The following is a 25,430-nucleotide window of genomic DNA, read 5'->3' on the forward strand; positions in this document are numbered from 1 at the left end:
CCCTATTATTAAATTAAGAATAGATCTACAAATTCGTTTACATTCATATTTTCTAGTTTTTCTTCATTTAGACAAGCTTCATGGATTTTTTCTTGTTGCTTACTAGAATAATGACCTGCCATATTTGCAGTGAATTTCCGAACAACTTTTGGAATTGCTTCGTCTCTACGGAAACGGTGGCCAAGTGGGTATTCACATTCCACATTTTCTGTTACAGTACCATCTTTAAAATGAACTTGAACAGCGTTGGCGATTGAGCGCTTGTTCGGGTCAAGGTAATCTAAACTGTACTGTTTGTTTTCAACAACAACCATCTTATTACGTAATTCATCTACACGTGGATCATTCGCTACTACATCCTCATAATCATCCGCAACGATATCTCCTTTTAATAAACCTATTGCAGTAATGTATTGTAAGCAATGATCGCGATCAGCTGGGTTATTTAATGGACCTTCTTTATCGATAATACGAATTGCTGACTCATGAGTTGTAATTGTAATACGATCAATTTCATCTAATCTTTCTTTAAGTTCCGGATGTAATTTCACAGCACATTCTGCAGCTGTTTGTGCATGGAATTCTGCTGGGAATGACACTTTGAATAATACATTTTCCATTACATAAGATTCTAGCGGTCTTGCTAATTTTAATTCCTGTTTATTAAATAATACATCTTGGAATCCCCATCCTGGCGCAGATAATGCTGTTGGGTAACCCATTTCACCTTTTAGAGCAGTCATTGCAAGATGAACACCGCGGCTCGTCGCATCTCCTGCTGCCCATGATTTACGTGAACCAGTATTTGGAGCATGACGATATGTACGAAGACTAGAATTATCAATCCAAGCATGTGATAATGCATTAAAGATTTCTTCACGCGTTCCGCCAAGCATTTTCGCAACTACTGCAGTTGTTGCTACTTTTACGTATAATACATGGTCAAGACCAACACGGTTTAAGCTGTTTTCTAAAGCAAGTACACCTTGAATTTCATGTGCTTTAATCATCATTTCTAGTACTTCACGTACTTTTAATGGTTCTTTTCCTTCTGAAATACGAACGCGGCTAATATAATCTGCAACTGCTAAAATTCCGCCTAAGTTATCAGATGGATGTCCCCACTCTGCTGCAAGCCAAGTATCGTTATAGTCTAACCAACGGATCATACATCCGATATTAAATGCGCCTTTTACTGGATCTAGCACATAAGATGTTCCTGGTACACGTGTACCATTTGGCACGATTGTTCCTGGTACAACTGGTCCTAATAATTTCGTACACTCTGGGTATTGTAGTGCTAAAATTCCACATCCAAGTGTATCAAGTAATACGTAGCGAGCCGTACTGAATGCCTCTGCACTTGTAACCTCTTTATTTAATACATAGTCCGTAATTTCTTCTAATAATGCATCTTTTTGTTTAATTTCATTTGTTTTAATCATGCTATTCTTCCCTTTCTGTCGAAAATTCGTTATTATTAATGATGGGTGTCGGTCAAACACCCATCTGGCGGGCGGCGCTAACAACTCCCCAGTTGTTTTTATTTACTAAATGCATGTCGCTCGCCAATATAATTTACACGTGGACGAAACAAACGATTGTTCGCATGTTGCTCAATTACGTGTGCACATAGCCCTACTGTTCTAGAACTAAAGAAGATTGGTGTGTAAAGTTGAATTGGAATACCAAGCATCCAATATACTGGAGCAGCATAATAATCAAGATTCGGATAAATTCCTTTTTCCTTCTCCATAATTTTTTCTCCAGCTTCACACATTTCATATAGTGTATAATCGCCTTTCACATCACATAACTGCTTTAATGCTTCCTTCATCATAAGTGCTCTTGGATCCATCTTTTTCATATAAACACGGTGTCCAAAGCCCATAATTTTTTCTTTGTTATATAGTTTCTTCTGTAATAACTCTTCAAATTTCTCAACATTACCAGCTTCTAAAAGCATGTACATAACCGCTTCATTCGCACCGCCATGAAGACTTCCTTTTAAGGATGCAACTGCTCCTGTTAAAGCGCCGTATAAGTCGGATTGCGTTGATGCAATAACGCGTGCTGTAAATGTAGAGTTTGGCATTTCATGTTCACTATATAAAACAAGGGAACGATCAAAGATTTTCTCTTCAAGTTCAGTTGGTTTCTTTCCAGTTAACATATAGAAGAAATTCGCACTATATGACAATTCTTGAAGAGGCTCAATTGGTTCCTCATTATTTAAAATATGGTAGCTATTCGCTACAATATTTGGCACTTTACTTAAAAGCTTGTATCCTCGACTTTTATTCACTTCTAACGAGCGGTTTTCGATATCACTATCGTAACCAGCTAATGCAGACACGCCTGTACGTAGCCCATCCATAGGATGCGTTTCCTTAGGCAATGCCTTTAGAACATTGAATACACCTTCTGGCACTGCATATTCTTCTTTTAATTTCTTTTCAATTGTTGCTTTCTCATCCTCATTCGGTAAACGTTCTTCTAATAAAAGGTGCACAATGTCTAAATACTCTTTTGTTTTTGAGAGTTCGATTAAATCATACCCTTGAATTACAATTTCACCTTTTACTGTGTCAAGAAACGAAATTTTCGTTTCCGCTGCTACTACACCATCTAATCCCGGGGAAAATTTTTCTTCAGCTTTCATCATTATTTCCTCCAATCCTAATAGATCTTCGTGCACATAACTGTAAGCCTTTACAATAATATGAAACTACATTTCTATTTCAATGTATCAGAGTTTTTAGAAGATTTCAATTTATTTTACAATGATAAGTTTCCTATACTTTTACCGATGTAATAATACAATTTTTCAAAAATAACTTTCATCTTTTATAAAGAAAGGACAGACATCCTTTTACAATTTTTTAAAACGAAATATAACAATTATCCATATAATCCCACTAAATATACCTTTAATCCCTTTTTCTTCAACAAACATAAAAAACCGAGCTGCACTCATGCACAGCTCGGTTTTTTATAATATTTATTTCATATTCCCATAAATATAATTCTTATATAAAATTTATTTATTTTTAATAAAATTATTATTTTACATAATTAAATTAAATTTCTTCCGTTTCTTTACGATAGCTTACAACTAATTCATAGTTTTGAAAGTACGAAAGATCCTCAAAATCTATAAAAATAAACTACCGTCTTTCTCAACTGGCACTATTTCCCGAACTGGTTTCTCAGAAACAATCCCTAAAGAATATCCGGGCTGAATTGAGCTATTTCCTCCGTACCTTACAATACATCAAATAGATTCATCATGCTTTATACGCAATTCTTCCTTAAAGCATCGTCGAGCATCATGTTCAATTGAAATTTTCATCTTCGCTCTTCCTGTTTACGCAAAATCTTTTTTGCCTAATCGTTGTTTTACAAAAATGACAAATATAATTAAAGCTATTAATCCTGAAATTGCACTACCTGCGAATAAAATACGGTAACCAAACATTTGTGAAACAACTCCAAGTAAAATCGCACCTAATCCAATCCCTAAATCAAATGCAGTAAAGAATGAAGCGTTAGCAATTCCTCTTTTACTAGGATCAACAATTGTCAGCATCGCTGCTTGTAAAGTGGGCTGTGCTGAACCAAATCCAACACCATATAATGCCGCCGCAATCATTACACCTATCAAACCATTTGAAATCGTTAGTACAACTATCGCTAAAATAGTAATACATAATGTTGGCAGTATGATAAAAACTTCTCCATACTTATCTAATAGTTTTCCTGAAATAGGTCGTACAATTGTTAAAGCAATTGCATATACAAGAAAGAATGTCCCAGGATTCACATCAATTGATGACGCGAATAACGGTAAAAATGTTGTTATTCCTCCATATGCAAATGATAAAAAGAAAACAACAACCGTTATTGATAAAACGGATTTTTCAAACAGCTGAATTTTCCCTTTTTCTTTTTGTGGCGTGAATGGCATTTTCGTTATTAACGATAATACGACTGCCATAAAGGATAAAAGAGTTGCTCACAAGAATAGACCATGAAATGAATAATTTTGTACAACCCATAATCCAATCATCGGGCCAATTGCCATCGCGATTGTCATCGCCATGCCATACCAGCCCATCCCTTCACCACGACGTGAATCTGGAATAATATCAGTTATCGCTGTTCCAACTGCTGTTGTAGAAACAGCCCACGTCACTCCGTGAATAACGCGTAAAACAGCTAAAAGGACAATAGTTGATGCTAAATTATACGAATACATCGTTATTCCAAAAAAGATGAGTCCGAAAATAATAAAAGATCTTCTACCATATTGATCTAACATACCTCCAATAATAGGTCGTATTACAACTGCGGCTATCGTAAACATTCCCATCATCAGCCCAACTTGTGATTCATTTCCACCAATCTCTTTAATAAAGAGCGGGAGCGTTGGAACAAGTAAATAAAACCCTGTAAATAAAAATAACATCGCGATAGTCATTTGAATAAATGATTTCGTCCATAATCGTTCCATTAAAATCCCTCCATAAACACGTAAAATATTACGATTAACACATCCATTATATATGTTTCATATTCCTTTTCCCTCCGCTAATAGGCGTATCTTTTCGTAATAAATGGTCCACCATCAATTCACATTGGTCTTACGACTTTGTACGTATGTTTTAACCGAAAATCCTATCTGTATGTACCTTTATAAGCATTAAAAGAATATACTACTTTATCATTGAAACTTAGGAGTGATCGTTTTCATGTGGGTATCACCAAGAATAACCGCCGTTGTCCCAGCAGCTCCCTCAATACATGTTCCTACCGTTCATACAGCTAGTTCTGATGTTGGTATCGAACTTCCTGCCGCTTGGCAACAATATCAATCGACTGACCAAGTCACCCCTTCATTTTGGCATCATGGTACACACCCGAGTAGTACTACTTTTTATGGCCCTAGTTATCCAATACCGCCAACTCAAATTTTTTATCATTTCCCATCAATTTACTTTCAAAATTTCTATGGTACTTTTAATATTTAAAAATAATATTACTCTTTATAATACAAAAAGCACCAAAGAAACCGTTTTTCCCGGTACCTTTGGTGCTTTTAAAATGCATTATTTATTGTCCATTATTGGAAGGAGCCTCTCCTGTGTTCCCACCTGTAGTTGGTGGGGTTGGAGTTTCTTGGCCACCTCCAGTGGTTGGTGGATTTGGAGTTCCTTGGCCATTTCCATTGGTTGGTGGATTTGGAGTTCCTTGGCCACCTCCAGTGGTTGGCGGATTTGGAGTTCCTTGACCACCTCCAGTGGCTGGTGGATTTGGAGTTCCTTGACCACCTCCAGTGGCTGGTGGATTTGGAGTTCCTTGGCCACCTCCATTAGTTGGTGGATTTGGAGTTCCTTGACCATTTCCATTGTTTTGTTCATTTTGCTTATTTAATTCATCTTGTTTCTTTTGCTCTTCTTGCTTCTTAAGCTCTTCTTGCTTCTTAAGTTCATCTTGTTTCTTTTGCTCTTCTTGTTTCTTAAGTTCTTCCTGTTTCTTTAATTCCTCTTGATTTTTCTCTTCTTCAGTTTTTTGCTGTTGATCCTGTTTTGGTTGTTCCGTTGTATCCGGTACGCTAGTATTTGGAGATGAATCACGTTTTTCACCTTTTATACGCAATTCACTACCTTCTTGAATAACACTACTTGGCATTTTAAAGCGTGATTTATCTGTAGCCATCTCGCTCATCATTTCTTTAAAGATTAACTGTGCAATTTTCGTATTTTTACTACTAATATACTCGTCTTTACCATCTTTCGTATATCCAGTCCATACTGCCATCGTATATTGCGGTGTATATCCTGCAAACCAACTATCACGAGTTGCACTTTCTGGAATGTTATATTTCGCTAATTGTTTTGAATCATAGTTTGTTGTACCTGTTTTACCTGCTACATCAAAAGAACCTATATTTGCCGCTGTACCAGTACCTGATGTAACTACAGAACGAAGCATATCAGTAATCATATATGCTGTAGAATCCGCCATAACTTGTTTTGGTTTTTGTCCAAAACTTTGTGACTTGCCGTCTGGATAAACTACTTTCTTAACAAAATGCGGCTTCGTATACTTACCATCATTACCAAATGCCGCATAAGCACCAGCTATTTCAGTTGGCGATACTTCATTTGTACCAATAGCTGTAGATTCATCCGGCGTTTTCTTTAATGTAACACCTAACTTCTCGGAGAAGTCTTTTGATTTACTACTTCCGACTTCTTTTGCAGTTTTAATTGCCGGAACATTTCGCGACATTTTTAATGCTTCACGCATTGTAATTGGGCCTAAATGACTTCTGTCTGCATTTCGCACTTCTTGTCCAGTTGAATACTTAAATGGAGAGTCATCAATTTGATGATAAGTAGACCATTTTAAGTATTCAATAGCAGGACCGTAATCAAAGATTGGCTTCATTGTCGAACCAGCTGCACGATCTAATTCAATCGCCATATTATGTCCTTTAAATACTGCTTTATTTTCACCGCGCCCACTACCTATAGCGCGAACTTCTCCAGTTTTCGTATCCATAAATGTGAAAGCACCTTGGAATTTATCATTTGGATAATTAATAATATTTGTATTCAAAATATTATCAGCTAATTTCTGTGCTTTCGGGTCTAATGTTGTATAGATTTCTAAACCATCAGATCCAATATTAACATCTGGTATTTCCTTTTCTACTTCTTTCACTACTGCATCCATAAATGCAGTATATGGCATCGCTTGTAGTTCAGCTGCACTCTTAATATTTTTATCCACTGGTACTTTCGATGCTTCTTCCATTTCTGCCTTTGTAATATAACCATGTCTATTCATTAAGTTTAGTACAGTATTTCTTCTTTCTGTTGCCCTTTGAACATTTTCTTTTTTCGTTGGGTCATAGTTATTCGGTGCTTTTGGTAAGCCAGCTAGCATCGCAACTTCTGGTAATGTTAAATCTTTCAATTCTTTACCGTAGTAGTTTTGTGCTGCTGTTGCGATTCCATATGAACGATTACCTAAATTAATTTTATTTAAATACATCTCTAAAATTTCATGTTTTGAATATTGTTGTTCTAACTTATACGCTAAATATATTTCCTGAACTTTACGTTTTGATGTTTTTTCCATCGATAAGAAGTAGTTTTTAATAACTTGCTGCGTTATCGTACTTCCACCTTGTGAACCGTAATCTCCCTTAAGACTAACTAAAACTGCACGAGCAGTACCTTTAAAATCTACTCCGCTATGCTCATAAAAACGCGAATCTTCTGTTGCTAAAAATGCATTTTCTACTAATTTTGGGATTTGATCATACGTAACATTCGTCCGCTTTTCTTTCCCATATTCATATACCAAATTCCCGTCTTTATCATAAATTTTTGAGGATAACGGATTAACAAGTTTTGCTTTCTCAAGTTTTGGTGCATCCTTAATCATTACGAAAAAGGTAGCAACCCCTGCCACTAAACCTACAATACCAAGTAGTAAACAACTGATTAAAAATTTACGAAAAAACGATGTTTTACCTTTTGGTTTTGTTTTTTTAGAAGCTGGCTGTTTTTTCTTTTGAACTTGTCGTCGCTCCTCTCGAGAACGATAATTTTCTGACATGTTACTTTCTCCTGCCTTTCAATTCTCCCGTTGATTTACTTGAAAATATTGAGGTCACTTTCCCAAATACATTTAATCAAGAAAGTATATTGACCTGGAGCATTCAATATTTTCCCAATTCACAGATTATACATTTTAGAATACTTCTTATACAAACTATTTTCACTTCTATTTTTTCTAATAATACTGCCCCTTAAAGCATAGAATGTAAGAAGTGGATTTTTAATACCTCGTATAAATAATATACCTTTTTTTCAAATGGTCAATATTTTCTTATTTATAAATCAAAGGTGAAATAAAAATAGCACAACGATATGTACTTCGTGTGAACTTCCTTATAATTACGTATAACAAACATTTAATATATTGCATATAAGTATAATACCCCTTTAATTATTAGGATTTCAACACGACAATCCCCTTCTCTACAAGAAACCATCTAAAATGAAAAATAAGGAGTTGCGTAATGATGAAGCTATCTCCCGTTATTTCAAAAAAATTAGTTGCTGTTGGCTATAATCCTTTTTCTATGATTTTACGTATTCAACTAAAGAATGGTATGTATGATTTCTTTAATGTGCCAGAAAGCATTTACACCGGTTTATTAAACGCACACTCTAAAAGTTATTATCATAATACTTATATTAAAAATTCTTACCGCTATACTAAAATTTAAACTTGATTGGCATACAAAAAAGAAAGGCGAATCAAATCCCCTTTCTTTTTTGTATGCCAATCGCAATTTACCTTCTATTTCTTTTATTAATTTCATCATACGCCTGAACTTGTTTTTTAAGTCGCCTGTCGGCTTTTTTATCATGTACGACAAGAACTGCGTGTATCGCTCCTGGAACCCAAAAAATTAAGGTTAAAATGAAATTAATAATCGCTTGAAACGGCTTTCCGCAAAATAAAACAGCTACCGGCGGAAGTAGAATTGCTAATAAGTACATCATGTCTGAAAAACTCCTTAATGTTTATTTTTCGATTCTTCCCCATCCATCTCCTACACTATCAAACCTATGAAATCATGTTATTTCTAAAAGCGTATATAAGAACTCATCATTACAAAAATCACATATAATAGTATAACTAAATGAGGAACCTCTCACTAACGTTAACAATCTATTTTCACCTGTTCGTTTATATGTATATTCTACGCCTATATGAAAAAGCCTACAAAAACAATTAACACATCCATCTTGTCCTACTTCTAAAATTGAAATACTCCAAACTTCATTGAAATGAGTATTTCATCACCTTTTCTTAGATTCCAATCGTTGTTCCTCTACTATTTCGGTTAATCCAATTGCTGAAATTACAGTACCTATTGCCTGTATCCAAATACCTATTAGCCCTAGTATACGTTGATCTTCTTTATCTATATTACTGTCTTCTTTTCCCTTTTCTTCTTTTGGTATATTTTTAATACCTTCATATGCTTGTAATCCCGCACCTAAACTTTGCATTGAATTCCCTAATACGATAATCCACTGTATTCCATTTATCTCATTCAATGCTACTTCTACTCCTAAAAAAGCGCCAATTGATTGCAAACTATTTCCAGTAATTATAAGGAAATCATTTTCTTTCATTTGTTCATTGAGATTAAAATACGTTCCTATTACATTTGAAATATTACCTAAAGCTAATAACTCAATCCCCGTTTTCGCTAGCGCTTTATTTTTATTATCTATAGTTACCTCTTGCTTCTCACATTTATCTTCATCTTTCGCATCATTAGTTGCTATAATTTGTAATATATATCCGAGAGCTTGTAATGAACTCCCTACAATAACAAGATCCGACTCAATCTTTTCTTCCCCTGCAAACCCTCTAGTTGTTCCAATTGCTGCTATAAGATTTCCTCCTACTTGAAACCAGGCACCTGTCAATTCTAAATCGCGTAGGTTCATTTCCCATCACCTATATTCAAATTTTCTAGTACATTCAAAACAAACAAATATCACCTTTAATTCATTATTCTATTTTTCATATGTAATTTTGTGCATCACATAATGTACTAATAATACAAAAGAGCACCTTTCAGGCGCTCTTTTTGACAAGGAGTTTCTCAATAAATGTATGCCGGACATGTCAATGACTCACCGTTTTTATCTATTGATATATTTAATATATAATGAATTGCTTTATGTGACCACATTTCAGGTGTAGGAGATTCTTTTACATATTGAGGTGCACATAAGTGAAGCATTGGAGTGCTAATACTGCCACCTGGATCTAAAGCAACTACTGCCATACCATTTGGTAGTTCCATTGCCATTGACTGCGTGATACCTTCAACAGCAAACTTCGAGGCACAATATGGCGCAAGTTCAGCCTCGCCTTCTCTTCCCCAACTAGAGCTCATATTAATAATAATTCCTTCTTTCCTAGCTATCATCGCCGGGACGAACGCCCTAATGACATTTACTACCCCGTTCACATTTACACTCATTACACTTTCAAATTCTTGTGCGGTAACTTTCCATAGAGGTGCATTTTGATTAACAATCGATGCATTATTTATTAACATATCGGGAGCCCTATACTTATTAAGAATACGACTTGCCCATTTACTAACTTGGTGATGATTTGAAACATCAATTATTTGAAAATCATGTGAAGCACCGTAATATTTATTAAGCTCTTCAATTTTATTTTTTGAGCGCCCACACCCTACTATGTTCCATCCCAATTCATGAAACCTATCAACCATTGCACGTCCTAATCCTTGCGTTACTCCAGTAATAATTACAAGTTTCCCAATGTCGTTTCGCTCCAACTTCATCTCCTCCTTTCCATTAATATTACTCTTTTTATTCTTATTCAACTTCTCACTTAAGTATCAATTCATTTCATACTTTAGAAGTATTTTTAATATTACATATTACAAACAAAAAGAGTAACCATCATAGTTACTCTTTTTGTTTGTATCGTTATTATTTTTAAATTGTATCTTCTCTTCCCTACATTTCTCACATCGATAAATATAGGTTACACCTTAATGAAAGTATATTTATGTTTACGGTTCGATTTATCCAAATACTTTTCAATCCACTTTTTCAACTTAACAGATCCCACCTCTATCAAAGAATTTCCACCTAGTCTTATAACATACTTTTATTTAAATTCTCAATCTCATTTTGCAACTTTTTAAATTGCTCAAAATGCATTGTTATAGATTGAATACTATTCCTTTCAACATTTTGCTTTACTAATAAAACGCCTGTATCGTGAAAAATCGCTTCAAGTTCTTTCCTTATAGATACTTTCGTAATATATGCGGTTTTAATTGCCGATAAAATTGCTATTTCATTAAAATTTAATTTTATTTCATTAGGACAAAATGCTTTTTCGATCAATGTGACATCATTACTATAAATAAAAGCAACAAGTTTACTTGATTCTGCATCTGTTAAATCCACTGTTTTTATAACATTATCCATTACATTTCGCCTCCTTTAATTCCATATATATTAATTATTCAAATTTGTTCTTTTTAAAATTCAGCTCTTCATTAATTTTAACATACTTTTTGCTCGATTGATTAAACAAAGCTTCAAACATTTTTCTATTCCGGAATATTTGTCAAATGAACCAATTAGACTGTACCTTCATATAGTAATGCAAACAATTACTTATAAAGTAGGTGAAAATTATGCCCTCAGTTGTTGGGAATTTAGTTGTACAAAATAGTAACGGATCTTTCAACTTAGGTGATTTCTACAATGTTTCCCCAAAAGAGAATACGAAAGCTTATAACGGCTCTGGCGCATCTAACGTTGGTTTCGTAGTGAACACTTTTAGTGGGGTTAGCGCGACTAATACATTTGATTCTGATCTAGCAGATCAAAACCAAGTTGGTACGGCCTAAACAGCTCTGTAATCATTTTTGTATAACATTTTAAAATTTGTCTATACTATACTCAGGCTGATACACAGCTATCGTCGATTTTTTGAGTGCCAATCTTTTTCTCCCTTTCCCTGGGACTAAGCAGCTAGCTTGCATCTAGCTGCTTTTTCATTTAGTTCTTCACCTCTTCAAAAAATTAGGTTTTTACAGATAGGCTGACTCACAGCCGAATTTTGAGGTGTAAATCTAATTGTCCGCAAATAGCTGGATAAATTAAAGAAGCTAAACTTCAAAATTCAGCTTCTTTTAGGTTACATCAATTATGTCCATTGCAGAAAATATATATGTTTTATAAAATGCATCTGTACATTTTACAATTTGTTGAATTGGATTTATATGAACCACTGTCATATAACTCGTAAGTATGTATCCTTCTTCAAAATATGTCACTAACATCTCTTCTTCAGACAATAATGAAGTTAATAATTTGTCTGAAATGCTGTCTTTCGCTTCATTTGTTATTAGCGGTCTTTGGACTTTTAATTTCTCTCCAATAATTTTTTTCATACTTAATAATTGCTCCGACATTACTGTAAACGGAACCCACTCTCTTCCTTTTTCCTGTACCTTTACATAATTCATTTTCTTTACTCCTCAATTTTCTACATCTATCCATTCATAAGAATAGAAATTTCACTTCTAAATACACTTTATCCATCTCTTATTTATATGTAGCGTAGCTTTCCAATTCAAAACTATTTATGAATTTGTTGAAATCTCCACTTCGAAAGAACGTTTGTTCTAATTATACACGAACTAACGTTCCTATGGAAGTGCAACATGTAAATTTTTCAAACAATATGCAACTTTAATCTATGAAATTTATTCATATCTTTAAATTATGCCCTCTATTCAATTTCTAAGAAAATATATTTAGTTTATATTTAACAAAATTAATTAACTAAAACATTATCATTTCAACATTTTGCGAAGTAATTGCTAATTCCTTTTTATTTACACCAAAATTTTCTATTGTAATTCTTAATATTTAAATGTAATATTGTATTGTCTTACTATTTATTTATAACTCACACACTAACGCGAAAAGGGAACTCTATATGAGTTCCCTTTTCTATTGAAAACAAAAAAACAGAAATATAGCATTATGCTAAATCTCCGTTTTTCTTCTAAACCTTATTTCTCATCTAAGAATTTAAATGTATCTTTAAATTCTTTATCTGTTACTTTAATATCTGCTTCTTTCAATAGATCATTGATTACTTGTTGTTTCCATTTACCTGTCGCATCTTGCAGTCTTTGTTGTTCTAAATCTTTTCGAATCGTATCTTTTACTTCATCAAATGGTTTCAATTCTTTTTTATCCGTCACTTTTATTATATGATAACCATAAGATGTTTTTATTGGCTCACTTACTTGTCCTGCATCTAATTTATACGCAGCTTCCTCAAACTCTTTCACAGTTTGACCAGGAGCAAAACCAGCTATTTCTCCGCCCTGTTCCTTTGAAACAGTATCTTCCGAATACTGTTTCGCTAAAGCAGTAAAATCTTCACCATTATTTATTTTCTCTTTTACTTCTTTCGCAGTTTTTTCATCTTTCACTAAAATGTGACTTACCTTCATTTCAGGTTTATGGTTATCTTTCACATCTTTATCTGTGACAGTCGCTCTAATCGCTTTCTCAAGTGCAATTTCTGGCTTCATTCTCTCTTTTAATTCATCTTCATTCTTTAATCCTACTTGCTCTAAAGCAACTTTAAACTTGTCACCCATTTGTTCCTTCGCTGCTTCTACTTGTTTTTTAGCTTCTTCATCTGAAACTTTATATTTATCTAGCAATGCCTTATTTAACATCATTTGAGATAAAGTACTTTTTCCATATGTTTGCCTTAATTCTTTACTTAACTCTTTCTCTGTCACGTTTCCTACTTTTGATGTTGCAACATTTTCTGAGGAACCACACGCAGACAATGTTAGCGCCACACATGCAATAATAGTTCCCATAAATAGCTTTTTCTTTTTCAATTCAAATACCTCACTTTGATAAATGTATATTAGGAACTATACAGCGCTATTGTGAAATCAATGTGTTTTCTGCAAGTATTTCTCTTCATGCCAGAGACAAGCTTTATTAAATAAAAAAGCCGGCATAAAGCCGACTTTTTTATTTAATCTGCACATGTTCTTCTTTGATCCATTTGTTCCCACCTATATCTATATATCCATCTTGACGATTCCAAATACGATAAGGGACCTTCCCATCGACCGCACCTGTATCATTCCCGTTTGGCCCATCGTACGTTCTAATTTCATATCCAGGTGTGTACTTTGAATATGCATAAAACCATTGTACATTAAAATGTTCTAACTTAGCCCACTGTTGTTCACCACCTAAACAAATCATATCTTTTTCGCCACCTCCCCAATAACCTTTATAGATTAAATATGGGATTTTTTTCGTAAGTCTTCCTATAAATTGCGGATTCGCAGGATTTTCATATAAATTAATTCCGTATCCATCATCATATTTTGAAACTGCAATACCAATTCCATTTGGTTGCTTACTGTCTCCAATACTAGATTGATTTGTTTGATTTGAACCTATAAACCAAGAAAGATTTTTATTCCCAATTAATTGATTCAAATCACATTTTCCAATACCAGGAACATTTCCTGAATCAGTATATTGCCAAATATCACAAGGATATGCTGGTTTATTCCCTCCATAACGAGGAATCCAAATAAAATCCGCATCAATATTGCGAGCTCCAAATGATACATACGTGTGATGTCCTACATATAAACCAATTTTTTTTGCACCTAATCGGCGTAATTCATCAATAAATGCTTGAGTCCCGCCTTGCATATCTACCATTGTTTGAACTTCTACATCTACCACCCAAAATTTAGCGTTTTTATCGCCACGATTCCAAAAATCTTGCGCTTCTTTTTTTGCATCTGAAATAGATATAAAACGGCAAAATGCATAATTCCCAAATGGGATACTACGTTTCTTCATTTCTTTCACATAACCTTGATACATAAAATCGACCGTATTCGAACCATCTTGAACTCTAGCAATAACTAAATCTAGCTGAGACGCTGCAATATCCCAATTAATATTTCCATTCCATTTCGAAATATCTACAATATAACCCATTACTAATCAACTCCTTTTTATTATCTTATTCAAAGCTTGTTTTATTGCTAGACCCATACGCCTAATAGCAAGCTTCTATAAGACAAATAAATATATTTCCATCATTTTTTAAAACTAAATAATTTCTTTTTATCCATAATAAATAAGTCCTTCTTTTTTTCATTTGTAAACGATAAACTTGCGTTTATTTCATACTAAATATTGAGATAAAACTATAAATAATGTACATACTACATATAAGCAATTTTTGCTTATACTCATGAATGACCTCCAAGATTTTTCAATCTCCCTGTAAAAAGGCAGCTAAAAAAAGCTGCCTTTTTACAATTTATTATATAGAGACAAGTTAATTAACGCTTATTCCCTCATATTAGTCTGTTTTTAAGCTTTTTATAAACATGATATATATTTTTTCACAACACTATTTTGATACGTAATAGAAATTACATCAACTCATACAGTATATGTAATAATCAACTACAATAAAAATTACATATTATATTAATATGTCTTCCTAATTAAAAGGAAATAAACATATAACCTCTGTTATGTAAGGAGTTTATTTAATGAAAAAAATCCCTATCGTATTCAAAGTTCCCCCGAATTCAAAGCTAAAAGTTACATTCTATGGTCCTTGTAACGAAGTAATTACAAATGTATCTTTAATTAATCAACTACTCACCCCTACCTGCCAAACTGTATCTCAATATCCAGACTTCAAGAAATATATAACTGAAGTCCGATCATTATCAAATTGTTAATCGTATAATTTTATGATTTATCATTTCGAACAGTACGATAACAAAATAATAAAAAGAGCCGCATCTTTCAAAAGAAACGGCTCTTTTTCATTTCACAAAACATGACTTCATTAAAAAACTAAAATAACTCATTAATTGATATTCTGTTGATATTTTACACATATTAATGAAATGCGCATATATTATCGTATGGAGATTCTCCACTCATAAAACCTATCTTTTTTTGAGCATACTTTATTTGTATGCTCCTTTTTTATTCTTTACTTAACCGCTTACCCTGTTAATATTTCCAAATATCATCTGAACGAACATTGAATATTTCATTTTTTTCTTATTATGTGCTATGAATATAAGTTTAATAATTTATCTGTAGCTACATTTTCAGTATCACTTAAATCGACAAAATAATGAAGTTGCCACAATTGACTCTTCTTAGCTTGATTACTAATAGGTTTATCCCAAATAGGGTAAACCCTCATAGCCATTTTCCCTTTTTGATTTTGATTTTTTAATATTTTTTCTTTTAGAAGAATCTCTTTTGGAAAAATAAATTGTCCTAGTTTATTATCCGCTATACAAGTGATAACTAAAAGGTTAGGAGCTGAATCATAAGAAAATGCCTGATTGCTCGTGGAGGCATTCTTCTCCCAAAAAGAAACAAATTGTCCAATCTTATTAGGCGTAATTTTTGATACCCTAAATCGGATGCTTCTATTATTTAGCTGGAATACCCCTCCTGCATATTCTGAATTTTGCTTTTCTTCTTTTCGTTTAGTAATTAATAGGTTATTAGGTTTGTAAATCATTTCATCTAGTTTTTCAATTATATTACTAAAATTTGTCATGTAAACGCACCTTTTTTATTTTCCAGTATACCAAGAACATTCGTTCTTGTATATTAAACTTAAACAAATGTTGACTTTGAATAGTCTTTCAAAGATTATTTTATCTACTCCATCCATAACTTCAAATTTACTTTTATATTATTTATTGCATTACTCTTCCAATTCCTTGTATTCTTCATTATTTCATTAATATATTAATAAAAAACGAGGCACATATTACATGAATCCATCCAAAATTGACTTCGGCTCCATAGAGCAACCTTTATTCCTATTAATTTTATATCTTATCGCAATTCTTTTAACACTCGGCATTACATTTAGTATATGCCATTCCCTTTTACTAAATTTAAATGCACCGAGATGGGTAGCAAAACTGTTAGCTATCATATTAACTCTAGGTGTTGCTTATCAAGTGTTTATGAACTTATTTTAATATATTACCAATTTAACACCTTTAACTAAAAGGCCCTACCATAAGGTAGAGCCTTTTTTAAAAAAAATAGTCCATAAATCACAAACATGTCTTTTATTTTATTGGAGATGGGAATCTTGCAGCTTCAAAATGCGTACTAATAAATCCTGGATCATTTTGTATAATCAGTCCATCTACATCACTCTCAGCAAAAATTTCAACTACATCTCCTGCATGTAATTGAAGTATTGTTGAAACAGCTACGACATTTGCAAAATTGGGTGGACCAAAAAAGTCATTATCTATCGCTATAGCTGGATTATCATTCACCCGAATTTCTACACGCGCTCTATAATTCGTATTACTATCATTAGGTGCAAAGCTGATTGTACCAATAATAGAATAAACCCCTCTAGTCTTCGGAATAAAATCTGATGTTACTGGATTATATTCATTCGCTAAATCAAACTGTTCATTTTGGAATAATACTTTAACAAAAGTATTTGCAGTGACATTTTGATCTACTGTACTAACCGCTCTAAAAGCAGATGCCCTTACAAGTTTATCTTTCTCATTATCACAACACTTATCGTAATAATCTGTACTCTTCTTACAACAAGTATGCTTTGTCTTTTTATAGCCATTGCAATGCTTACAATAATAATAAGACATATTTATATCCCCTTTCTAAATCTATTGTTGTATACTATGCAAAATAAATTTAAAAAGTTTGGACGAGCTATTGCTATTATGAAATTAAAAAACTCCACCGAAAAGCAGAGTTAATAAAATTTTTTCCTTTTTAATATTTATACAATTGGAGATGGGAATCTTGCAGCCTCAAAATGAGAACCGTCTTCTGTACTACTAATAACCCCATCTATACTACTTTGTGCAAAAATCTCGACAATATCACCTGCATGTAATTGAAGTATTGTTGAAACACTTACGACATTACCGAAATTTATTGGACCAAAAAAGTCGTTATCTATAGCAATTGCCGCATTTCCATTCACTCGAACTTCTACACGCGCTCTATAATTTAAATTTGTATCGTTCGGAAAGAAACCAATCGTCCCAATTACGGAATAAACTCCTCTAGTCTTCGGAGTAAAATCTGATGTTGCTGGGTTATATTCGTTCGCTAAATCAAATTGTTCATTTTGAAATAATACTTTAACAAAAGTATTAGCTGGAAGGTTTTGATTAACTGTATTTACAGCTCTAAAAGCAGATGCTCTTACAAGGTTATTCTCCTTATGATCGCAAGGACAGTCATCACATCTTTTACCGCACTTATTATAATAATCACTTCTTTTTTTACAGCAATCATGATTTTTCTTTTGGTAACTCTCACAATTCTTACAGTAGTAATAACAAGACATATATAGTGCTCCTTTCTAATCTACTACTGCATAATATGTATGCTAGACTTGGAAAGTTTGGACAGGTTATTGCGATTACAAAAATAAAAATGCTCCACCATAAGGCAGAGCGAAGAGAAAGTATAACTTTTAAAAACAAAGCACTCATGTAATATTCTGGTTAAATCAGTAATACAAATTATCTAGTTTCATCAACTCGGATTTTCAGAAAAAACTCCTCTGTACGATTTTATTATTATTGAATAGATTATATTGTTAAGTGAGATATGCAATATTTCATATTTTATTATTTCAATATTCCTTTATTGTCGTTGAGTTGTAAACATTCTCTTAAAAACACTTTAAAATCAACACTTACTCTATAACAAATACTTTTTCATCCTTCAGAATTACCTGTAAGCATTATATTCAAATATTATTATTGCAAATTATTGACCTGTACAAACGTATAATTTTTGTGTATTCTATGGACAAGGAGTAAGGTAAGAGTTACTCTTTGCCATTTTAGGAAAGGCCCTGTTGGAGACAACAGGGCCTTTTTTCATAAACTAAATCGGTAACATCCCCTAACTAGTAAGCTTTCTTTACCTAAACATCATGCATTTCTTTTTGCATACACCGCTACTCTTCTTCGACTGTTTCGTTTACAATCATCAGACACTATTTAACAGTACATAGTTCATTTATCCAGCACTTTCAAAACAGCTTGTACACCGTTAAAATACTTCATGCACTTACAAATAAATTATCCGTTCTTGTACAGGATGAGTATAAATTTTGGAATGTCCTGATATTAAATTACTTACAAGGTTTCATACCACTTATACTTTTGGAGACGGGAATCTTGCAGCTTCAAAATGCGTACTATCTTCTACATTACTAATAACTCCAGCTACGCTACTTTGTGCAAAAATTTCGACTAAATCCCCTGCACTCAATTGAATTATGGATGAAACAGCTACAACATTAGCAAAGTTTATTGGACCAAAAAAATCATTATCTATTTCATAGACACCATTTATCAAACACTCCATGTTTCTTCACCCCTTGAATATTTTTTAAATAAAAATACATACTATTTTCAAGCCGTGGTATCCACGGCTAGTACTTCTTTCTTTTGTTACAGTAGTAAGCAGGCAGGTTCTTCACCTATCTGCTTTCTCTGTATATTTTTTTAGATATCGAAAATACTACCTACAAGCTGTTTGAACTAGCAGCTTCACTCTTCTTGTAATGGGAAAGCAATTTATCACAATTAGCTAACTCATTCAACTCACAGGCAGACAACCAAAATTGTTGTCTGCTTTTTGTATGGAATTTTTCATTTTGCATATACTACTTTTGAGCCTGTTTACCAACGCAAGCCATTTTGGTGTTTTGAATTCCGACTAAGCTTTTATGTTGCATAGATTATTACATATTTGACAACACTGGTTAAAAGCGCGTTTTCTGGTTATTCGTAGTTCTAGTCCAGAATAATTTTCCTTCTATAAAGGACAGCAGGTACGACTGCTCGTCCTTTTTTATTGCCCCAAATACTTTTGTAACAATTCCAACGCTTCATTAATGCTCCCATTTAAATCATCAAGTTCAGCATCTTCTGGACACTCCTGCAAAATCACTACCGCTCGACTTATGACATCTTGTAACTTTTCGATATCGATAGAAGTTGTAATAATTCCCTCTTGTTCTTGCGGATCAGCTTTGCCGTAGCCATTGTGCATGGACATCTGGTTTTCTAGCATCTAGCTCACCTTCTTAAAAAATGCAGGATTTCCCTTTCCATTATCGAATTAGTAATGTTTGGAAAGGGGGTGTAACATGGCAGAAATTAAAGTAGGACTTACACAATTTTTAGACTTCACACTGAAAAGTAGTGCAGCTAAAACAAACTTTGTAAAAAATCTAAAATCTCAACCTGAATACCAACCAGCTTTTGATTACTGGAAACAATTACGAGACACTGTTATTAAATTTCATCAAAATGAACTACCTTTTGAATGTTTCGAAACATTAGTGCAAACGGTTGATCAAAAGAAAAAGCAAAACTATATCGATGTCATAAAGCAGTACAAAAAATTTATTAAAAACAACGACGTCTCTTGGTTCGATCCAGGAAAATCACATTGGATATCAGATAATTTAATCGTCCGCTCATCACCTGAACTCGGTTTGCTCATTAATGATGAGCCGCATCTTATCAAACTATATTTCAAAGGAAAAAAAGAGCGAATTGATAAATACAACATCAACTCAACACTGACATTATTAAATGAATCAACATTTTCAGATGAACATAACGATGTGAATTATACGGTTCTTAACATCCAAAAGAACAGAATGTATACGAATAACTCTATTAATAATGATCATTTAATAGCGCTTGAATCAGAAGCTAACCAGCTTTTTTATATATGGAATAAGGTGTAAAGGGTACTATCCATCTCTTTCAATACCTTTTCCATGCATAATTTGGGCACAATTTTCACAAATCCTATCAGTTTCATTTAATTGAAGCTCACCTTCTTGTTCCTCACAAACAATGCAGGGTGGGCGTTTTTTAGAACATGCAAAAGAAAACCGTTATTATATCGCTTATCTTCTTGCTATTACATGTGGAATGCGTAAAGGTGAAATCTTAGGTCTACAATGGAAAGAGATTGCTGATTTTACCTGCCATTACTTTAATGGCACTAAATGACCATCTGCAAAAAATCTCTGAGGAAAAAGAGCGATATGATGAAAGCTATAATGACTACGATTTGGTCTGCCGTTTCAGAAGTTTGACACAGCTCTGGAAAAAGCTTATAAAGAAAAGTGAGGTTCCCGATATTCGGTTCCATGATTTGAGGATTATGTTAAAGCAAGGTATACATCCGAAGATTGTGAGTGAACGATTAGGACATAAAAAAGTAGGTATCACCTTGGACACCTACTCACATATTGTACCAGGACTTCAGGAAACTGCGGTGGATCAATTTGCAAACGAATTATTCGGAAAGAAAAACTTTTGTTAGAAGTTTTCGTTTCTAGGCAAAAACACCGCCTAAATAACCCCAAATATTATAAGTGAAAAAGGAGAAACAAACATGAAAGAAATCAAAGCTGAACAAGAATTCAAAGACATCATCGCAAGCGAGGAGCCAGTAGTTGTTAAGTTCTTTACTACATGGTGCCCAGATTGCGTGCGTATGGACAACTTTATCGGAGATGTAATGGAAGAGTTCAATAAATTTGAATGGTATTCTATTAATAAAGATGAGTTCCCAAGTATTGCTGAAGAGTATCAAGTAATGGGTATTCCAAGCCTACTTGTATATCAAAATGGCGAAAAGTTAGGTCACTTACATAGTGCAAATGCAAAAACGGAAGAGCAAGTTACTGAGTTTTTAGAAGCATACTAAGAAACGAAAAACCTCTGAAAAATCATCAGAGGTTTTTTCGTTTTCAAATTGTTCTTTACCTTTGTCTCTTTCTGGAAAGTGAATATTATAATGCTTTCTCCTCTTCTTATTGAAGAATTTTGTTATCATTTCTTATATATTACTCACACGAGGAATTACAAAGAGTCATTTTGCGAAAAATATATATGAAAAAATTTTTGAGAATCGTTATTCTCGCCCTCTTTCCATTTGCCATAATCATCATTACTTGTTTAATAAAGTGAAACTTTAATCAGTGGGGGTTTTGTTCATCCCCCACTGATTATTAGCCTTCACCAATCGGGCGTTTACGGGCACCTAACTTCTTTGCTCCAACTGAATTTTGAGGTGGGGGTCTTACTGCCCTCAAATAGCGGGATAAATTTCTACTTTGTACTTTTCAACATATTTTTCCTTAACGAAACTTTGTTATCCCCTTCTTAAAAAGCTATAAAACGTCAACAATGTTTGTATAGACTCACACGAGTTTCGTTTGATACTCTATGTATAGAAAGAAATTCCTTGTAGAAAGGCGAGTGATTAAAATGGATTCTCTTTCTCATAAAGAAGCTGATAAAGGTGCTATTGTCAGCATTATAGCCTACATATTTTTATCCTCTATGAAAATCATCATCAGTTATATTACCCTCTCTAGCGCATTACGTGCTGACGGTTTGAATAACTTAACGGATATTGGTGCTTCTTTAGCAATATTAATTGGCCTGAAAATTTCTCGTAAGCCTCGTGACCCAGATCATCCATATGGGCATTCGCGTGCAGAACAAATCGCATCACTTGTTGCTTCCTTTATTATGGCAACGGTCGGATTAGAAGTTGTTATTAGTGCAATTCAATCGTTTTTCAATCCGAAACAAGCAGCACCTAATGTACTTGCTGCATGGGTGGCTTTATTTTCTGCTGTCGTTATGTACGGTGTATACAAGTATACGAAAAAGATTGCAATACGAACAAAAAGTAAATCATTAGAGGCTGCTGCAAAAGATAATTTATCAGATGCTCTTGTAAGTATTGGTACAGTAGTAGGTATAGTCGGAGCACAGTTCCAAATGCCTATTTTGGACCCTATTGCTGCTTTACTTGTCGGTCTTATTATTTGTAAGACCGCGTGGGAAATTTTCGTAGAAGCTTCTCATATGCTAACAGATGGAATTGATCCTGAAAAAATGGATGAATACGCTGATGCTATCGGGCATATTTCAGGTGTAGAACATATTGTAGATATTCGCGCTCGTATGTATGGGAATCAAACGTATGTAGATATTACAATTGAAGTAGATGCTCGAATAGATGTTAGAGAAAGCCATTGTATTACTGACAATATTGAAGATATGCTTCGAAAGAAATTCGGAATTTACCATGCTCATATTCATGTGGAGCCCATGCAAAAAGAACCTATTATGACATAGGTTCTTTTTTAATGAACGCCTTATGAAATATAACACATAAAACGAGCCAGCTACCTCCCGCTGCCCATCCGGCTAATATGTCAGATGGATAGTGCACGCCAAGATAAATTCGGCTAACTGAAATAGATAATACAACGAAGCTTGCTATAAAAATAATCAGCAACTTTTTATGCAATGAAATACGATCTTCTGTAATTGTGACGTATGCAATAAATCCTAAAAAAGCAGTAGCATTCATCGTATGACCGCTCGGAAAGCTATATCCAGTTGCTGTAACAAGCTGCGTCACATCAGGTCGTGCTCGTTCATACCATAGTTTGAGCATACTGTTCAAATAACGTGACCCGTAATAATTAATTGTTAGAAGTAATGCACTTAATATTTTTTTTCTAAGAAGAAAATACATTACAAGTATAATGAGTAACGGGAAATATATTCTTTTTGAACCGATAAAGGACACCCAAGTAAAATAGGTTGTCAAATACTCGTTTCGGAAACTTTGAATAAAGTGTGCGACTACATTATCAAATTTTTCAATACAAGCGGTATGATACGAAAGTGATAGTGCGACAAAACAAATGAGTAGTGTACAACTTAACAAGTATAAATGTCGGTATCGTTTCACATACATAACCTCACTATGCAAAAAAATGGAGCGGTTGTTTTAGTTTTCCTCCCCATTTCTTTTTTATGCATAGTTTATTAAAAAATATTATTGTTAATTTTTTGCTGCATCGTTGGAATATCTTCGTTTGTTACTGTAAAGCGAATAACCTTCTCATCAAGATCAAGCGCTTCTGCGAATAAACCAGCCAATCCACGTGATTTTCTATCTACTTCCATAATAATTTCTAATCGGTCGTGGGCACTTGGCAAAATTAATAATTCTAATTCATCTAATTTCCCATAATACTCTCCGGAGACTGGAATAAACTCAAATTCTTGCGCGAATGGAACTTGCTTACGTAATCGATACGGTAATTCTTCGCATTCTACATGACGCGCTTTAAAACCTAATTGATTTACACTATTTAATACACTGTTCAATAGTGCATTCGGCAACACTTGAATATAATCACGGTCACTTGGATCAATACTAAGTTTAATATCAAGGCCTGTATGAACCCAAACCGTTTTCATTCCAAGTGTTAGTGGTACTTCAATTGGCATTAAAAACGAAAATGGAATTTCCACTTTTTCATTTGGCTCTACAGAAAATGGATCTGTTAAACGAACTCGCTCCAAATCATACATTGCCGTTACTTTTTTATCATCCACTTCTCTTACATATGACGTCGACAATGTTAAGTAAATGCTTTCAATTTCTTGGTTAACTGAACCTCCAGTTATATGAACCTTCCCTACTATCTCTTCTCCAACTATATACTCATCTTTTTCAAGAACGGTATCTACTTTTGCACTACCAATACCAACGCTTGCTAAAAACTTTTGAAACATGAAGTCTCCATCCTTTCTAAAGCGTAAGCTACATCTTTTTTCAAATCTTGTACATTTTCATAGTAGGGCGCTTTCATTTGTAACATTCGCATTAGCATGTCGCGATTATATTCTTCCAGCGCTAACTCTTCATACCAAGGTTTTTCCTTTTTTTCAGTCGATTCATAACTAGCATACAATAAAAATAATACGAAATGACCGAGCGCATAAAAATCGCTACGAAAGTGAACTTCTCGCATCAAAGCTTGTTCACCTTCATAAGTTATAGCACGCTCATCACCCTCACCTTTCAATTTAGCCAATCCAAAATCAATAATACTAATCTGATTTTCTTTCATTAATATGTTTGGAATACGTAAATCTCGGTGAATGATACCTTTACTATGAAAATACGAAACAATTCCTAGTACTTCATATAAAATTCCAAAAACTTCACGTTCATCATATACTTGGCCATCTAAGAAAATACAATCTTCGAAATTTTCCCCCGGCATATACTCCATCACCAAAAAGTTCTTTTTCTCCCATATGAAATGATCATGTAGGTTAGGAATTGACGCATGATTTAATGTTTGTAAAATCACTTTCTCTTGCTCAAATGATTTTCTACCAGACTCATATCTTTGTTTACTTTGCCTTAATTGTTTTAAGACTTTATATTTATTTATTTGCAAATCATTAACGATATATGTAACCCCATAACTGCCCATTCCAATTACTGATTCAATCTTATAACGCTCTGCAACGATTGTATTTTTTCGCAGTGGTCTATCAAATAAAGCTAGTATACGACGCCATTTCATCAGCTACTTGAAAAGAAACTACGGCTTTTACGTTTTCTTTTATAATGCTGATGCCCATAACCAGATGAACGTCGTTTATTATCGCTACTTGAATATGAGCGCCCTCTATGACGATAATCACTACTTGAATACGAACGATGTTTTTTCTTTCCTAATAAAGAATCAATAATTTTTTTGAACATCCCTTCACCTCTTGTATAAAATTTTCTTTTAATTATACCAACAATTCTTGTCTATATTTGTGACAA

At 33.6% G+C, this 25,430-nt stretch carries 28 protein-coding genes and 3 pseudogenes; 10 read left to right on the forward strand and 21 right to left on the reverse strand.

Annotated elements, in window-relative coordinates:
- Positions 1-8: 8 nt before the first annotated feature.
- The 4 genes and pseudogenes from prpD to ABH957_RS18465 form a co-directional block, all read right to left on the reverse strand.
- Positions 9-1,445 (reverse strand): 2-methylcitrate dehydratase, encoded by a 1,437-nt coding sequence (gene prpD, locus ABH957_RS18450; RefSeq protein ID WP_002085755.1) that lies wholly within the window; start codon positions 1,443-1,445, stop codon positions 9-11.
- 98 nt (positions 1,446-1,543) lie between these two features.
- Positions 1,544-2,665, reverse strand: coding sequence for a citrate synthase (mmgD, locus tag ABH957_RS18455; protein WP_002127276.1), 1,122 nt, complete (start codon positions 2,663-2,665; stop codon positions 1,544-1,546).
- A gap of 415 nt (positions 2,666-3,080) precedes the next feature.
- Positions 3,081-3,352: pseudogene (locus ABH957_RS18460) on the reverse strand (HesB/YadR/YfhF family protein).
- A 15-nt stretch (positions 3,353-3,367) separates the two neighbouring features.
- Positions 3,368-4,513 (reverse strand): annotated as a pseudogene (locus tag ABH957_RS18465) (MFS transporter).
- Positions 4,514-4,751: 238 nt separating this feature from the next.
- Between ABH957_RS18465 and ABH957_RS18470 the strand changes: the two are divergent.
- Complete coding sequence (locus ABH957_RS18470) at positions 4,752-5,030, forward strand: hypothetical protein (RefSeq protein ID WP_404442884.1); 279 nt, start codon at positions 4,752-4,754, stop codon at positions 5,028-5,030.
- 82 nt (positions 5,031-5,112) lie between these two features.
- On the opposite strand, the gene ABH957_RS18475 is transcribed toward ABH957_RS18470, so the two are convergent.
- Positions 5,113-7,632, reverse strand: coding sequence for a PBP1A family penicillin-binding protein (locus tag ABH957_RS18475; protein WP_404511981.1), 2,520 nt, complete (start codon positions 7,630-7,632; stop codon positions 5,113-5,115).
- Between the two features lie 466 nt (positions 7,633-8,098).
- On the opposite strand from ABH957_RS18475, the gene ABH957_RS18480 reads away from it, so the two are divergent.
- Entirely contained in the window at positions 8,099-8,308 is a 210-nt protein-coding gene (locus ABH957_RS18480) for a KTSC domain-containing protein (RefSeq protein ID WP_002085762.1), read from the forward strand.
- 67 nt (positions 8,309-8,375) lie between these two features.
- On the opposite strand, the gene ABH957_RS18485 is transcribed toward ABH957_RS18480, so the two are convergent.
- The 4 genes from ABH957_RS18485 to ABH957_RS18500 all read right to left on the reverse strand — a co-directional run bounded on the left by ABH957_RS18485 (position 8,376) and on the right by ABH957_RS18500 (position 11,081).
- Positions 8,376-8,588, reverse strand: coding sequence for a YqaE/Pmp3 family membrane protein (locus tag ABH957_RS18485; protein WP_002085763.1), 213 nt, complete (start codon positions 8,586-8,588; stop codon positions 8,376-8,378).
- A 300-nt stretch (positions 8,589-8,888) separates the two neighbouring features.
- Positions 8,889-9,548, reverse strand: coding sequence for a DUF6944 family repetitive protein (locus ABH957_RS18490; RefSeq protein ID WP_002136178.1), 660 nt, complete (start codon positions 9,546-9,548; stop codon positions 8,889-8,891).
- Positions 9,549-9,706: 158 nt separating this feature from the next.
- Positions 9,707-10,417 (reverse strand): SDR family oxidoreductase, encoded by a 711-nt coding sequence (locus ABH957_RS18495; RefSeq protein ID WP_404442894.1) that lies wholly within the window; start codon positions 10,415-10,417, stop codon positions 9,707-9,709.
- 325 nt (positions 10,418-10,742) lie between these two features.
- On the reverse strand, positions 10,743-11,081 hold the full coding sequence (locus tag ABH957_RS18500) for a hypothetical protein (protein ID WP_219302200.1): 339 nt from the start codon (positions 11,079-11,081) through the stop codon (positions 10,743-10,745).
- 212 nt (positions 11,082-11,293) lie between these two features.
- Between ABH957_RS18500 and gerPF the strand changes: the two genes are divergently transcribed.
- A complete protein-coding gene (gene gerPF, locus ABH957_RS18505; RefSeq protein ID WP_001141569.1) occupies positions 11,294-11,509 on the forward strand; it encodes a spore germination protein GerPF in 216 nt (71 codons plus the stop codon).
- A gap of 285 nt (positions 11,510-11,794) precedes the next feature.
- On the opposite strand, the gene ABH957_RS18510 is transcribed toward gerPF, so the two are convergent.
- From ABH957_RS18510 to ABH957_RS18520, 3 genes are all read right to left on the reverse strand, one after another.
- A complete protein-coding gene (locus ABH957_RS18510) occupies positions 11,795-12,130 on the reverse strand; it encodes a YolD-like family protein (RefSeq protein WP_113937814.1) in 336 nt (111 codons plus the stop codon).
- Between the two features lie 552 nt (positions 12,131-12,682).
- A complete protein-coding gene (locus tag ABH957_RS18515) occupies positions 12,683-13,534 on the reverse strand; it encodes a peptidylprolyl isomerase PrsA (RefSeq protein WP_002012625.1) in 852 nt (283 codons plus the stop codon).
- 139 nt (positions 13,535-13,673) lie between these two features.
- Positions 13,674-14,669 (reverse strand): glycoside hydrolase family 25 protein, encoded by a 996-nt coding sequence (locus ABH957_RS18520; protein ID WP_404511983.1) that lies wholly within the window; start codon positions 14,667-14,669, stop codon positions 13,674-13,676.
- Positions 14,670-15,235: 566 nt separating this feature from the next.
- On the opposite strand from ABH957_RS18520, the gene ABH957_RS18525 reads away from it, so the two are divergent.
- Positions 15,236-15,430, forward strand: a complete 195-nt coding sequence (locus ABH957_RS18525; RefSeq protein ID WP_002085768.1) for a hypothetical protein — start codon at positions 15,236-15,238, stop codon at positions 15,428-15,430.
- A gap of 341 nt (positions 15,431-15,771) precedes the next feature.
- Here ABH957_RS18525 and ABH957_RS18530 read toward each other — a convergent pair whose 3' ends face one another.
- Positions 15,772-16,275 (reverse strand): MepB family protein, encoded by a 504-nt coding sequence (locus ABH957_RS18530; protein ID WP_404511985.1) that lies wholly within the window; start codon positions 16,273-16,275, stop codon positions 15,772-15,774.
- 220 nt (positions 16,276-16,495) lie between these two features.
- Between ABH957_RS18530 and ABH957_RS18535 the strand changes: the two genes are divergently transcribed.
- Positions 16,496-16,708, forward strand: a complete 213-nt coding sequence (locus tag ABH957_RS18535) for a hypothetical protein (RefSeq protein WP_002031831.1) — start codon at positions 16,496-16,498, stop codon at positions 16,706-16,708.
- A gap of 93 nt (positions 16,709-16,801) precedes the next feature.
- On the opposite strand, the gene ABH957_RS18540 is transcribed toward ABH957_RS18535, so the two are convergent.
- From ABH957_RS18540 to ABH957_RS18555, 4 genes and pseudogenes are all read right to left on the reverse strand, one after another.
- On the reverse strand, positions 16,802-17,359 hold the full coding sequence (locus ABH957_RS18540; protein ID WP_002065254.1) for a hypothetical protein: 558 nt from the start codon (positions 17,357-17,359) through the stop codon (positions 16,802-16,804).
- A gap of 137 nt (positions 17,360-17,496) precedes the next feature.
- Positions 17,497-18,072, reverse strand: a complete 576-nt coding sequence (locus tag ABH957_RS18545) for a C1q-like domain-containing protein (RefSeq protein WP_404442905.1) — start codon at positions 18,070-18,072, stop codon at positions 17,497-17,499.
- An 821-nt stretch (positions 18,073-18,893) separates the two neighbouring features.
- Positions 18,894-19,079, reverse strand: a pseudogene (locus ABH957_RS18550) (hypothetical protein); the annotation flags it as partial.
- A 516-nt stretch (positions 19,080-19,595) separates the two neighbouring features.
- On the reverse strand, positions 19,596-19,817 hold the full coding sequence (locus ABH957_RS18555) for a hypothetical protein (RefSeq protein WP_404442908.1): 222 nt from the start codon (positions 19,815-19,817) through the stop codon (positions 19,596-19,598).
- Between the two features lie 76 nt (positions 19,818-19,893).
- Between ABH957_RS18555 and ABH957_RS18560 the strand changes: the two genes are divergently transcribed.
- The 5 genes from ABH957_RS18560 (at position 19,894) to ABH957_RS18580 (ending at position 22,921) form a co-directional block, all read left to right on the forward strand.
- Positions 19,894-20,502, forward strand: a complete 609-nt coding sequence (locus ABH957_RS18560; protein ID WP_219302191.1) for a hypothetical protein — start codon at positions 19,894-19,896, stop codon at positions 20,500-20,502.
- A gap of 112 nt (positions 20,503-20,614) precedes the next feature.
- On the forward strand, positions 20,615-20,773 hold the full coding sequence (locus ABH957_RS18565) for a site-specific integrase (protein ID WP_404443348.1): 159 nt from the start codon (positions 20,615-20,617) through the stop codon (positions 20,771-20,773).
- The gene (locus tag ABH957_RS18570; protein ID WP_113937808.1) at positions 20,733-21,089 is read left to right on the forward strand and encodes a site-specific integrase; all 357 of its coding nucleotides are present in this window, start codon (positions 20,733-20,735) and stop codon (positions 21,087-21,089) included. The genes ABH957_RS18565 and ABH957_RS18570 overlap by 41 nt, the downstream gene beginning before the upstream one ends.
- Before the next feature lie 72 nt (positions 21,090-21,161).
- Complete coding sequence (locus tag ABH957_RS18575) at positions 21,162-21,476, forward strand: thioredoxin family protein (RefSeq protein WP_002012639.1); 315 nt, start codon at positions 21,162-21,164, stop codon at positions 21,474-21,476.
- A 563-nt stretch (positions 21,477-22,039) separates the two neighbouring features.
- Positions 22,040-22,921, forward strand: a complete 882-nt coding sequence (locus ABH957_RS18580) for a cation diffusion facilitator family transporter (RefSeq protein WP_404443328.1) — start codon at positions 22,040-22,042, stop codon at positions 22,919-22,921.
- Here the strand turns inward: ABH957_RS18580 and ABH957_RS18585 are convergent.
- From ABH957_RS18585 to ABH957_RS18600, 4 genes are all read right to left on the reverse strand, one after another.
- Positions 22,911-23,546, reverse strand: a complete 636-nt coding sequence (locus ABH957_RS18585; protein ID WP_016094107.1) for a phosphatase PAP2 family protein — start codon at positions 23,544-23,546, stop codon at positions 22,911-22,913. The two genes, ABH957_RS18580 and ABH957_RS18585, sit on opposite strands and share 11 nt — an antisense overlap.
- Before the next feature lie 77 nt (positions 23,547-23,623).
- A complete protein-coding gene (locus tag ABH957_RS18590; protein WP_404455107.1) occupies positions 23,624-24,379 on the reverse strand; it encodes a sporulation protein in 756 nt (251 codons plus the stop codon).
- Positions 24,361-25,182, reverse strand: a complete 822-nt coding sequence (locus ABH957_RS18595; protein WP_242308425.1) for a serine/threonine protein kinase — start codon at positions 25,180-25,182, stop codon at positions 24,361-24,363. Before ABH957_RS18595 ends, ABH957_RS18590 begins: the two co-directional genes overlap by 19 nt.
- Positions 25,182-25,364 carry a hypothetical protein gene (locus ABH957_RS18600; RefSeq protein ID WP_002141661.1) on the reverse strand — a complete coding sequence of 61 codons (183 nt, stop codon included), beginning with the start codon at positions 25,362-25,364 and terminating at the stop codon, positions 25,182-25,184. Before ABH957_RS18600 ends, ABH957_RS18595 begins: the two co-directional genes overlap by 1 nt.
- Positions 25,365-25,430: the final 66 nt, after the last annotated feature.

Origin of the sequence: Bacillus sp. RC242 (genome assembly GCF_044908245.1) — a bacterium.
GTDB lineage: Bacteria > Bacillota > Bacilli > Bacillales > Bacillaceae_G > Bacillus_A > Bacillus_A mycoides.